Origin of the sequence: Microbacterium sp. MMO-35 (assembly GCF_037147555.1) — a bacterium.
GTDB lineage: Bacteria > Actinomycetota > Actinomycetes > Actinomycetales > Microbacteriaceae > Microbacterium.
In genome coordinates this window covers 61,773-73,956 of sequence record NZ_JBBCVH010000011.1, presented here as the reverse complement: position 1 = coordinate 73,956, position 12,184 = coordinate 61,773, and the positions used below count along the sequence as shown (strand labels likewise).

The window sequence follows — 12,184 nt, the reverse complement described above, 5'->3', positions numbered from 1 at the left end:
GCGACGTCCCACCTGCCGAGTTCGAGCAGGCGTTCTATGCTGTCCAAGCCGACCGCACTCAGCTGGTGGGAATCAAATAGCGCGAGTCTCCATCAGACCCAGGGCGCTTCAGATCTTCGAGATCATCGTCTTTGCGGTCGCGTGCGTGGGTACGGGAACGTACGCCACGGGGATGAAGTTCTTCCTGCTCTGCCCGGACGGGCCCCTGCGACGTCGCTCGAGCGCGCGACCGAACTCAAGGACGGCCGTTGTCTTGCCGTATCCGGGCCTCCCGGAGATGATGACGCCTGACTTGCTGGCATCGGGTGATCTATTGTCGGCCATCGCGTTCTGGATTGCTTTCGCGGCGTTCCGCAGAGAGGGCGTCGACACGCGGAACTCGACGGTCATGAATCGCTCGCGTCCGAGGTTGTAGAGCGCTCGTTCTGTGGAGCTGAGGGCCTCGTAGTCGCCTATGCTCATCTCGACAGGCTGGGATGCATCGAAGCTGACGAACTGCTCCCATCCTTCCTTGCGGGCGTAGTCGAACTCGAGCGTGGGGGTTTCGAGATCAAGATCGTCGAACAGGTCGTCGAGCATCACTGCGCCTTCCTGTCGTCCACGGACGGCGCGGTGGTCTGCGCGCGTGTTCTGCCGAACGGAGGCGCCAACCGCTGTTCCAAGTCGGCGTAGTCGTCGACCGTCTTTCCACGATGGTCGTCCGCGGAGCTAGTCTCCGTCGCCAGCGGGGCGAGACTGGCGTGCGGGAGCTGACCGGTGATGCCGAGTGGATCGGTGACGTTCTTGATCGCACGTTTCCTCTCGCGGCTCGTCGGTATCCGGTTGCCCACACTCCCGAACCGGCGGATCGCGTCGTTGAGGTCGGCGTTCGTCGGTTCCTGCTCTCCTCGCGCTGCGGCGTGCGCCCGAGCAATCTTCCAGACTTCGTCGGCCATCGGCGCGTCCTGGTATGGCGACCGCCAAGCCAGGGGGATGAACTCATCGCCGGTTTCCAGCCATACGGTCATCGGGTTATAGGGGTCCACGTGCACGGGCCATCGACCGTTCTGGGCTCGGTGCGGAGAACGCATACGTCTGAGCCCGGCAAGGGCATCTGCGTCATACCTGCGATGCTCGATCTTGATCCCGTAGCTGTGGATCGCGCGCCAATGCGTCGGGAGCATTGCGATGTACCGGTCGGCGTCCAGTGGAATCTGCAACTCCGGAACGAGCTCCCGGTATGCGGCGACCATCTGGTTGGGAGTGAGCCGCAGTCGCGGGTTGCGAGGGTCACGCAGCGCGTCGTGCGGACGGTTCTGCCACACGGCCGCGACCCAGTCCTCGAGGAGTTCTTGGAGCTGCTCGAGTGTGAGCAGCTGATCGACATCCATGACCTCATCACCCCGCATTTCCGGACTCTGCCCGAGGAAGCCGACGAGGTACTCCGTGAAACCGTCCTTGATCGTGCGGAACATGCGCTCAACCTTCGCCTTCTGCGTGGGCGTGTACTTCGCAGCCAACGTCAGAGAGATCTCCAAGGTCCGGCACGCATCCGTGAAGTGCCTCGACACATACGACGAGCCGCGATCGGTCGTGATCGACTCAGGAAAGATGTACGGCTGAGCGAGACGCTCGTCCTCGAACCGTTCGGCAAGGAGATCATCGTCACCCACCCATGCCTGCGCGATGGTACGCCGATTCGTCCGCACGCCATCCGGGCGGGCAGAGTAAGGGACCAGCGCGCGGGCGAGGACGACGACGAGATCGATGCTGCGCGTGCCCACTGTCACGATCGCCGCTGGCACGCTCCGCGAGCACTCGTCGAGCAAGATCGTCAAGTCGGGCCGGACCGCTTGGCCGTCGCAGCTGACGAGGACTTCCATCGGAGTCGTGTCGATGAGGACCTGCTCACCAGGCCGCACCCCGGTTCTCGTCCCGTGAATATGTCCCGGCTGGTTCGCGGTCGTCCGCCGAAGCCGTGCGCTCCCGAATGTGCTGCGACCCGCTTCCAGCTGCCCGATAAGCCGGTAGAGGGTCGCTCTGCTCGGCATCCGCACCGCCCCTGGCCCGTAAGTGCGCTCCAGCTCACGTTCGATCATCCAGATGACTCGTTCCCTGGTGCCGGTCGACTTCCTCGTCTGCCCCTCCAACACCGTGACGACTGCCTCGACCAGGCGCGAGTCTTGCTTCGTCACTGACCGGTCTGCAAGCCCGAACCGACGTCGGTCCAGAAGCCCCGCCACACCCAGCTCCTCGAGACTCTGTACTTGTCGCGCGACCTTGATCGGCTGGTAGTCGGTGCCCAGCCGGCGATTCACCTGATCGATTGTGGAGCGATGAGCGTCTTTCTTCTTCACGCCCTTGTCGAGTAGGTCCGAGAGATGTTCCAGCTCTTCCAGCCAGACGTCGACGATCTTGCGGTCGGCGGGAGCGAGCTCGTCCAGAAGCCGGAGATCGAGAAGCTCCGCACTGCTTCGCACCCCGGCGGGCTCGGCGTTCGCCTCGAGATCTGCGCGCAGCACCTCGATGTCTTCGGCCTGCTCGACCTGCCGCCGAAGAGTGACATACGCGGGACGCACCGCAACGACACGATGCTCATCGCCCTGCCATCGGACGAACTCGCCCGGGTGCACGTTCACCGTGCGCCACCGAACGAGATCGCCGTCGACATCGTCAGCGGCCGTGTCAGGTCGAACCGGGCATGGTCATTCCAGAGCAGCGCATACGCAGCACCGAGCGGTCCGTGCAACGCGCCGGAGAGCAACCCGAGAAGGGCGCGCAGCGACATCGCCCCCGACGCTGGCAGGGCATCGATGTCTACGCCTTCGAGCCATTGCGGATCCCGGTACCGCAGCAGAAACCGGAGGTTCTGTTGAGTCGCGCCAGGCAACTCGTCCACGACGAGGTAGTCCCATCCGAGCGCACCGGATAACCGGCGAGTCAGCTCGAATTTTGCTTCATCGTCCGCGTCCGTGTCGTCCTTCGCGTGCACGTCGACCAGCAGCGCGCTGCCGTCAGTTCGCCGAACGAAGAAGTCCGGGGCATGCGAACGTCCCGGGGTGCTCCAGTCGATCCACATCGGCTGGCTCGCCACCCGCTCCGCGGATTGCGTGCGATCGAGATTCGCGAGGAACGCACGCTCCCAGAACGACTCGAACCACACGTGCTGTCTCGTGGAAGCGAGCCATAGCCGTCCCTCGAAGCTCTTGCGGTGTGGATAGGACGGCGGAGTCCGGACAGGGTCGGTGTCCTCAAATGCGACACGAGCCGCGTCCGCCGCCTGCGCTTCGCGCGCAAATCCGTGTAGGGAATACCTGATTGTCGCTGCGACAGCGTTGGTGCCGTCGAGCGCTTCCAGCCAAGCGGTTGTCTGCGACACTGCGGATCTCCCGTCCGGGACCGCTGACCGCGGGTGCCCCTAAGGCGCGGTCCCGACTTGATCGCAAGCTACGCCGACGGTTGAGCGTTCGGCGTCGACACGCCGTGCGCGTACAACTCCCGTGAGAATCGACAGGTCCCGTGAGACAAGATTCAACTCCCGTGAGATTTTTGCAGGTCCCGTGAGACGGAACAGCGACCCTATGAATCCACCCAGACCGTGACCAAACCGTTGCTTTCGTTACCCCGCCGTTATACAGTGATCGCACGGTGAAAGTTTGCTGTGGCTCTCATCGCATGTGATTGCAGGACACTCTTGGTGCAAGGGACAAAGGCCGGTCGGAAGCCTCTCCGACCGGCCTTCTCTCATGCTCGCGCCGGACGTCCGCGGCGGCGGATATCCTGAGGCGATGAGCGATCGGAAGCTTGCCCTCTCGGCCTGGGAGAGCCTCTTCCGCGCCCAGCACGAGATCTTCACGGAGATGTCCAACGACTTCGACGGCGCCGAGCTGTCCGCCGCCGAGTACGACGTCCTGCTCACCGTGACGCGATGCGCGAGCCACACCGCGCGCCTGCGCGAGGTCACCGCGAACATGCTGATCAGCCAGCCGAGCGTCTCCCGCCTGGTGGACCGGATGGTGGCCCGCGGGCTGCTGGAGAAGTGCCCCGACCCCGACGACGGGCGCGGCTCGCTCGTGCACGCGACCGAAGCCGGCACCCGGGCGTTCCGTCAGCTCGCGACGGTGCACGGCCGCTCGATCGCCGAGCGCATGTCGACCCTCGACGACGACGAGCTGCGCACGCTGACGACGCTCGCGGAGAAGCTCCGCGCACGCTGAGCGGGCCTGCGTGCGAGTAGGCCTGTCTGAGGGACGCTCCCGCACGGCACGATCCACACAGCAGGGCACTCCGACGAGTTCTCCACAGACTTCGTAGATAGGTACGAAGGTCGTCGCGGATCCGCATAGAGTCGAGGCATGACCGAACACCTCCACCCTTTGCACGAGGCGCTGCAGCGTCTCGATGAGGCGTGGAACGGCGCGGAACATGCCGACGACCTCACCCGGGCCCAGTTGGTGGCCGTGACGGAGGCGCTCGGGCTGCTGCACCGGCGTTCCGGAGCGATGCTCGCCGAGGTCGCGGCCTGCGTCGCGCGCGAGTCCCGCACCGAGCTGGGCGCGGATTCGCTGGCGAAGCAGAACGGGTTCCGCAACGCGGCGCAGCTGATCGCGACCACGACCGGCGCGACGACCGGCGACGCATCCCGCCTGGTGAAGGTCGGCGAGGCCACAACGCCCCGTATCGGCCTCACCGGCGAGCGCACACCGGCGAAGTATCCCGCAGCTCAGCGCGCCCTGGCCGCCGGCATCCTGAGCCCCCAGGCCGTCGCGGCCATCATCGGCCTCCTCGACCGGGTGCGCTTCGCGCTCGGCCCCGTCCGCACCGCCGAGGCCGAGCAGTCGCTCGTCGAGCGTGCCGCCGGTCTGTCCCTGGACGACGTGCGCCGTATGGTCACCCGCGCCGAGGCGTGGCTGGATCCGGACGGCGTCGCCCCGCGGGAGCAGGAGCAGCGCGCCCGCCAATCGCTGTCGATCTTCGAGCGCGACGGTCGGATCCACCTCGACGGCGACTTCGACGCCGCACACGGGGCCCCCATCGTCGCCGCGGTGAACGGCTACGTGTCGGCGCTGTTCGCCGCGCAGAAGACCCAGCTCGATCCGGGCTCGCCCGATGCCGATCACCGCTCGGTCGCCGCGCTGCGTGCCGAAGCCCTCAGCGCGATCTGCGCCCATGCCCTCGGTTGCGAGAACGAGGCGCCCGCCCTCGCGACCGCGACCGTCGTGGTCCGCGTCGACCTGAAGGACCTGACCGACGGCACCGGCTACGCCACCGTCGACGGATCCGACCTCCCCCTGAGCATCGCCACGACCCGGCAGCTCGCCGCGAGCGGCGGAGTCATCCCGTGCGTGCTCGGCACCGACCGGGAAATCCTCGACTACGGCCGGGAGCTCCGGTTCTTCACGAAGACGCAGCGCCTGGCCCTCGCCGAACGAGACGGAGGCTGTGCGATGTGCGGACTCCCGCCGTCGATGACCCGCGCCCATCACATCCGCTGGTGGAAACGCGATGCAGGTCCGACGAACCTCGAGAACGGGATCCTGCTCTGCGAGAGCTGCCATCACCGGATCCACGACAACGACTGGGAGATCCGGATCGAGGGCAAGGGCCGGCACAGCCGCGTCTGGTTCATCCCACCGCCGCACGTGGATCCGGCGCGCACGCCCCGCGCCGGAGGGAGGGCCCGCTTCGATCTCGCCGCCTGACCTCGCCGCCTGACCTCAGTCCGTAGACCCGGCCGTTCCCGGCTGTTTCATAGGGTCTGGCATAGTCGTTCATGACGCCCTCTCGGGCGACCGGAGAACACAGGAGTGCATATGGATCCCGCCACCCTCATCGGGTTGCTCATCATCATCGGCGTCGCGATCGTCGCCGTCGTCATCGTCCTGCTGGTGGTGCTCCTGCTCGCACGCAGCTGGATCAAGGTCGCCCGGGCCGATGAGGCGCTGGTCATCTCCGGCCGCAAGCAGAAGGTGCAGCGCACGACCGTCTCCGCCGACGGATCCACGCGCCCCGAGATCGAGGAGTCCCCGGTCACGGTCATCGTGAACGGCAAGTCGCTGGTCAACCCCATCACGCAGCGGCACGAGGTCATCTCGCTGCGCTCTCGCCAGGTGCTGCTGAACGCCGAGGCCCAGTCCTTCGACAACGTCACCCTCAACGTCGACGGCGTCGCGATCGTGAAGATCGGGTCGAATCCGCTGTTCGTGCGCCGCGCCGCGGAGCGCTTCGCCTCGCAGGACAAGGCGATCGAGCAGTTCACCACCGAGCAGCTCGAAGGCGCCCTGCGCGGCATCGTCGCCACGCTCTCGGTCGTCGAGCTCATGCGCGAACGGAAGAAGTTCTCCGACCAGATCGCCGCCGACGTCTCGCAGGAACTCGCCGAGCAGGGCCTCATCCTGGACTCGTTCCAGATCAAGGGCATCACCGACAAGGTCGGGTACATCCAGTCCCTCGGCGCCCCGGAGATCCAGGCGAAGCGGCAGGCGGCCGAGATCGCGCAGACCAACGCCGACCGCGCGATCAACCAGAAGTTCATCGCCAACCAGGAGGCGAACCTCGTCGAGCAGACCGCGCTCGACACCAACACCGCGAACGCCGCCGCAGGCGTCGGTCGGGCCCGCGCCGAGGCCGAGCAGGCCGAGCAGCTCGCCCGCGCGCAGTCCGAGCAGGCGGTGCTGCAGCAGCAGGCCGAGAACAAGCAGGCCCAGCTCGACGCCGACGTCAAGCGCGTCGCCGACGCCCAGCGCTACGAGGCCGAGACCCGCGCCCAGGCCGAGCTGTACACCCGCGAGCGCGCGGCCGAGGCCGCCGCGATCGAGCAGGTCAAGCAGGCCGAGGCGTCCACCCGCATCGCCGAGCAGCAGGCGCAGTCCGACAAGGCCCGCGCCGACGGCGAGGCGGCCGCCGCCGTCGCCAAGGCCACCGGTCAGGCCACCTCGCTGCGCGCCCAGGCCGATGCCGAGGCCGAGGCCCGCCGCGTCCGCGCCACGGCGGAGGCGGAGGCGATCCGCGCCGAGGGTGAGGCTCGCGCCGCCGCCGTCGAGGCGGAGGCGAAGGCCATCGCATCGAACCAGGAGGCGTTCCTCTCGCAGCGCGTGCTCGAGGTGCTGCCGTCGATCATGGCGGAGTTCGCCAAGGGCTATTCCACGATCGGCAACGTGTCGATCATCGGCGGCTCCGGCGACGACGGCGCGTCCAGTGTGGTCGGCGGCGACAACGCCAAGGCCCTCCGCAGCGTGTTCGACAGCGTGCACGCCGCGACCGGGCTCGACCTCGCCGGCATCATCCAGGGGCAGGCCGTCGGCCGCGGCTTCGGCGCGGGCGTCGCCCAGGCCGAGCCGCACCAGCCGGCCGTCCGCAAGGCCGCACCCGCGCACGCGGACGAGGCGGCCGAGTAGACCCCAACCCTCGCGAGCGGCGCTCGGATCCCCTGGATCCGGGCGCCGTTCCCGTTTCGCGGCAGACTGGAACGATGACGTCCGCCGCCTTCGACCTCCGCACGATCGGTGCAGGGCTGTCGTTCGCCGGCGCGCTCGACGACGTCTCCGCGGCTCTGGACGCCTCCACCGCCGTGGTCATCAGCGCCCCGCCCGGCACCGGCAAGACGACCCTGGTCCCGCCGCTGCTCGCGTCCCGCACCGAGGGCCGGGTGATCGTGACCCAGCCGCGCCGGGTCGCCGCCCGGGCCGCCGCCCGCCGCCTGGCCCAGCTCGACGGTTCCCCGCTGGGCTCCCGCGTCGGCTTCACCGTCCGCGGCGAGCGCGCCGCGAGCGGCGAGACCCGCGTCGAGTTCGTGACCGCGGGCGTCCTGCTGCGCAGGATGCTCGGCGACCCCGGACTCGACGACGTGGACGCGGTCGTCATCGACGAGGTGCACGAGCGCGCACTCGAGACCGACCTTCTCCTGGGCCTGCTCGGCGAGGTGCGCGAGCTGCGCGACGACCTCACCCTCGTCGCGATGTCGGCGACCCTCGACGCCCCACGGATCGCGGCCGTGATCTCGGGCACGGACGTCCCGGCGCCGATCGTCGAGCACACCGTCCCCGCCCATCCCCTCACCGAGCTCTGGTCCCCGGGCACCGGCCCGCGCCTGGACGAGCGCGGCGTCACGCGCGGCTTCCTCGACCACGTGGCCCGCACGGCCGCGGCCGCCGCGCGGGATCTGATCCGCGAAGACGGATCCGCCGACGTCCTGGTCTTCGCGCCCGGGGCTCGCGAGGTCTCCGAGATCGCACGCCGGCTCCACGACGACGCGCGCGGATTCGACGTCCGCGAGCTGCACGGCCGCCTCCCCGCCGCGGAGCAGGATGCGGTGATCCGCGGCCGCCGCGCATCGGATCCGCCCCGCATCGTCGTCACCACCTCCCTCGCGGAGTCGTCGCTGACCGTCCCGGGGGTGCGCCTCGTCGTCGACAGCGGGCTCGCCCGGTTCCCGCAGCGCGACGCGGCCCGCGGCATGAGCGGCCTGGTGACCGCCGGAGCATCGCGCGCCTCGGCGGTGCAGCGCGCCGGCCGCGCCACGCGCCAGGGCCCGGGCACGGTCATCCGCTGCCTCGACGAGCGGACGTTCGCGGCGGCACCGGCACGGCCCGCACCGGAGATCGCGACCGCGGACCTCGTCGACGCCGCGCTCGTGCTGGCCTGCTGGGGCGCCCCGGGAGGTGCCGGCCTCCGGCTGCTCGACCCGCTGCCCGCCGACGCCCTCGCCGACGCGCAGGGCGTGCTGCACGACCTCGGCGCCATCGATGACGACGGCCGGGTCACCGCCGAGGGCCGTGCCCTGGCCCGCATCCCGGTCGACCCGCGCCTCGCCCGCGCCCTGATCGAGGGCAGCGGGGTCGTCGGCTCCCGGCTCGCGGCCGAGACGGTGGCCCTGCTCAGCGGCGACCTCCGCGTCCCGGACGGTGATGTGGCCGCGGCGATCACGGCACTGCGGAACGGTCGCGGACCGGACGCCCGCCGATGGGAGCAGGAGGCGTCGCGCCTTCAGCGCTTCCTCGCCGACGCCCCCGCGCGGGGCACCATCGACGACGTCGGCCTCCTGATCGCCCTCGCCTTCCCCTCCCGCATCGCGCGGCGGGTCGAGCGCACCGCGGAGGGGGCGACGTTCCTCCTCGCCTCCGGCACGCGGGCGGGCGTCGGCGGATCCCTCGCCGGCGCCGAATGGCTGGCCGTCGCCGACGTCGCGCGCGCGACCGGCCGGGTGGCCGCGGGGTCGGGCGCCGTCATCCACGCCGCGGCCGCGATCACGGAGGACCAGGTCGACCGCGCCGCCGCCGCCCTGATCACCGACCGCGTCGAGGCGGACCTCGACGGCGCCCGGGTCTCCGCCCGACGCGAGCGCCGAGTCGGAGCGATCGTGCGGGCGACGGCGCCGGTGCGTCCCACGGCCACCGAGGGGCACGACGCGGTGCGCCGGGCGCTCCAGGCGCGAGGGCTCGCGGTGTTCACCTGGTCGGAGCAGGCCGACCAGCTCCGCCGCCGGCTGGCCCTGCTCCACCGGGTCCTCGATGCCCCGTGGCCCGACGTCTCGGACGCCGCGCTGATCGCGGGCATCGACGACTGGCTCGGCCCGGAGGTCGACGCGCTCGCGGCCGGCACCCCGACGGCGAAGGTCGACCTGGCGCCTGCGCTGCGGCGCCTGCTCCCCTGGCCTGCTGCCGCGGAGTTCGACGTGCTCGCCCCCGAGCGCCTGGAGGTGCCGAGCGGATCCCGGATCCGGATCGACTACCCGCCGCACGACGACCCCGATGCCCGCCCCGTGGTCGCGGTGAAGCTGCAGGAGTGCTTCGGGTGGGCCGAGACGCCGCGCCTGGCCGACGGCCGGGTGCCGGTGCTCTTCCACCTGCTCTCCCCCGCGGGACGGCCGCTCGCCGTCACCGGCGATCTGGCGTCGTTCTGGTCGGGACCCTACGCGCAGGTGCGCGCCGAGATGCGCGGGCGCTACCCGAAGCATCCGTGGCCGGAGGATCCGTGGCAGGCGGCTCCGACCCGTCACACGAAGAACCGTGCGGAGCGCGAGGCACGCGGCTGAGACGGCGTGCGGCTAGGAGGTGCGCCGGCGCAGCGTCAGCGGCGCCAGCACGAGGAAGGCCACGGCGAAGGCCGCCACGATCAGCACCGGCCGCCAGAGGTCCCCGTCGTCGGTGCCGGCGGTCACGGCCTGGATCGCGTCGATCGCGTGACTGAGCGGGAGCCAGTCCGAGATCGCGTGCAGCACGTCCGGCATCTTGTCGCGCGGCATGAACAGGCCGCCGAGGATGATCTGCGGGAAGACCAGCACCGGCATGAACTGCACGGCCTGGAACTCCGTCTGCGCGAAGGCGCTCGCGAGCAGCCCCAGAGAGGTGCCGAGCAGCGCGTCGATCACCGCCACCAGACCCAGCTGCCAGAGCGGGCCGTCCACCGTCAGGCCGCACACGTACACCGCGAACGCGACCGTCACCACGGCCTGGATCACCGCCATGAGCCCGAACGCCAGCGCATAGCCGAGCACGAAGTCGGCCTTGCCGAGCGGAGTCGTCATGAGTCGCTCCAGCGTGCCGGAGCGTCGTTCGCGCAGCGTCGTGATCGAGCTCACGAGGAACATCACGATGAACGGGAAGAGCCCGAGGATCGCCCCGCCGAAGGTGTCGAACACGCCCTTCGTGTCGGTGAACAGCCAGGCGAAGAGCCCGACCAGCAGGCTCGGCGCGATCACCATGAGCGCGATCGAGCGCGGATCGTGCCGGAGCTGGGCGAGCACGCGACCCGCCGTCGCGAACAGCCGCCGCCCGTTCATGATCCGACCCTGCGCAGCGACCGGCGCAGCTGCGGATGCGCCGCCGCTTCCGACTCCGCATCCCGCGCGATGAGCACGAGGAAGGCCTGCTCCGGATCCGTCGTTCCGGTGTCGGCGAGCAGCTCCGCCGGCGTCGTGTCCGACACGATCCGCCCCTCGCGCATGAGCAGCAGCCGGTCGCAGCGCAGTGCCTCGTCCATCACGTGGCTCGACACGACCAGCGTCGTTCCCGCCTCGGCGATGGCGCGGAACAGATCCCACAGCTCGGCCCGCAGCACCGGATCCAGTCCGACGGTGGGCTCGTCGAGCACCACCAGCTCCGGCGCACCGAGCAGGGCCGCCCCGAGCGACACGCGGTTCGCCTGGCCGCCGCTGAGCGCGGCGACCTGCTGTCCGGCGTACGGGGTCAGCCCGACCAGCTCCATGACACGGTCGGCCTCGGCTCTGCCGACCCCGAGCACCGCGGCGAAGTACCGCAGGTTCTGCCGGACCGTGAGGTCGGCGTACACGGCCGCGCCCTGCGTCCCGTAGGCGACGCGATGGCGCAGTGCGGCGGATCCCGCGGCCTCCCCCAGCACCGTGACGGAGCCGGACTTCACGCGCTGCACGCCGACGATCGAGCGCATCAGGGTCGTCTTCCCGCAGCCCGACGGCCCCAGGAGCCCGGTCACCTCACCGCGGGGGATCGTCAGCGACAGGCCGTCGAAGACGTCGTGCCGGCCGCGCCGCACCCGCAGTCCCTCGATCGCCACCGCGTTATTCATCATGTGATGAATTATGGATCCGACGACTCCGCCGGTCAAGGATCACCTGCGCGCGAAGGGCGGGGTCCCTCAGTCGAACAGGTAGCGCTGCAGGGTCGGTCCGACGCGCGCCACGAGCTCGTCCACGGGGGCATCCGCGATCGGCGGCAGTTTCGCGACGTAGCGGGTGACGATCATCCCCGCGATCTGCGACGCCACCAGGGTCGCGCGCAGGGCGGCGTCGGGGGTGTCCAGCCGCGCGGTGATCCGCCCGATGAGCTCACGCGAGAGGAAGCCGACCAGCGGCGGGGACATCGCCTTCGATCCGATCGCGACGCGGATCAGGGTCACGCCGCGGCGGCGGACGTCGGGGCGCTCGAAGGCCTCGAGCACGTAGCGCACGACGCGTTCGCCGACCTCGTCCCTGGGGCCTTCGAGGATCGCGGGCACGTCGACGTCGGGGCGGAGCGGGATCCCGATCACCTCGGCGAAGAGGTCCGCCTTGGTGCCGAAGTAGTGGTGCACGAGGGCCGAGTCCACACCCGCACGCCCCGCGATCGCGCGGATCGTCGCGCCGTCGTAGCCGTTCTCGCCGAACTCGTGCTCGGCGGCGGTCACGATCCTGCCCCGCGACCCGGACTCGCCCTTGGGCCGTCCCCGGCGCCGCATCGTGGTCATGCGT

General features: G+C 70.0%; 10 protein-coding genes. 4 read left to right on the top strand and 6 right to left on the bottom strand.

Annotated elements, in window-relative coordinates:
- Positions 1–108: 108 nt before the first annotated feature.
- Genes WFJ01_RS17330 through WFJ01_RS17320 form a run of 3 tightly spaced genes read right to left on the bottom strand, consistent with a single transcriptional unit; the run spans position 109 to position 3,358 of the window.
- A complete protein-coding gene (locus WFJ01_RS17330) occupies positions 109–579 on the bottom strand; it encodes a hypothetical protein (RefSeq protein WP_336629821.1) in 471 nt (156 codons plus the stop codon).
- Positions 579–2,618, bottom strand: coding sequence for a hypothetical protein (locus WFJ01_RS17325; RefSeq protein ID WP_336629820.1), 2,040 nt, complete (start codon positions 2,616–2,618; stop codon positions 579–581). The genes WFJ01_RS17330 and WFJ01_RS17325 overlap by 1 nt, the downstream gene beginning before the upstream one ends.
- Positions 2,615–3,358: a TnsA-like heteromeric transposase endonuclease subunit gene (locus WFJ01_RS17320; RefSeq protein ID WP_336629819.1), complete on the bottom strand. Its 744-nt coding sequence runs from the start codon at positions 3,356–3,358 to the stop codon at positions 2,615–2,617. Before WFJ01_RS17320 ends, WFJ01_RS17325 begins: the two co-directional genes overlap by 4 nt.
- A 409-nt stretch (positions 3,359–3,767) precedes the next feature.
- On the opposite strand from WFJ01_RS17320, the gene WFJ01_RS17315 reads away from it, so the two are divergent.
- From WFJ01_RS17315 to hrpB, 4 genes are all read left to right on the top strand, one after another.
- The gene (locus tag WFJ01_RS17315) at positions 3,768–4,196 is read left to right on the top strand and encodes a MarR family winged helix-turn-helix transcriptional regulator (RefSeq protein WP_251439044.1); all 429 of its coding nucleotides are present in this window, start codon (positions 3,768–3,770) and stop codon (positions 4,194–4,196) included.
- A 138-nt stretch (positions 4,197–4,334) separates the two neighbouring features.
- Positions 4,335–5,681, top strand: coding sequence for a DUF222 domain-containing protein (locus WFJ01_RS17310; RefSeq protein WP_336629818.1), 1,347 nt, complete (start codon positions 4,335–4,337; stop codon positions 5,679–5,681).
- A gap of 111 nt (positions 5,682–5,792) precedes the next feature.
- On the top strand, positions 5,793–7,376 hold the full coding sequence (locus WFJ01_RS17305; RefSeq protein WP_336629817.1) for an SPFH domain-containing protein: 1,584 nt from the start codon (positions 5,793–5,795) through the stop codon (positions 7,374–7,376).
- 74 nt (positions 7,377–7,450) lie between these two features.
- Positions 7,451–10,012 carry an ATP-dependent helicase HrpB gene (hrpB, locus tag WFJ01_RS17300; RefSeq protein ID WP_336629816.1) on the top strand — a complete coding sequence of 854 codons (2,562 nt, stop codon included), beginning with the start codon at positions 7,451–7,453 and terminating at the stop codon, positions 10,010–10,012.
- 12 nt (positions 10,013–10,024) lie between these two features.
- Here hrpB and WFJ01_RS17295 read toward each other — a convergent pair whose 3' ends face one another.
- From WFJ01_RS17295 to WFJ01_RS17285, 3 genes are all read right to left on the bottom strand, one after another.
- Complete coding sequence (locus WFJ01_RS17295; RefSeq protein WP_292886483.1) at positions 10,025–10,759, bottom strand: ABC transporter permease; 735 nt, start codon at positions 10,757–10,759, stop codon at positions 10,025–10,027.
- Positions 10,756–11,526 carry an ABC transporter ATP-binding protein gene (locus WFJ01_RS17290; protein WP_292886486.1) on the bottom strand — a complete coding sequence of 257 codons (771 nt, stop codon included), beginning with the start codon at positions 11,524–11,526 and terminating at the stop codon, positions 10,756–10,758. Before WFJ01_RS17290 ends, WFJ01_RS17295 begins: the two co-directional genes overlap by 4 nt.
- A gap of 66 nt (positions 11,527–11,592) precedes the next feature.
- Positions 11,593–12,180: a TetR/AcrR family transcriptional regulator gene (locus tag WFJ01_RS17285; protein ID WP_336629815.1), complete on the bottom strand. Its 588-nt coding sequence runs from the start codon at positions 12,178–12,180 to the stop codon at positions 11,593–11,595.
- Positions 12,181–12,184: the final 4 nt, after the last annotated feature.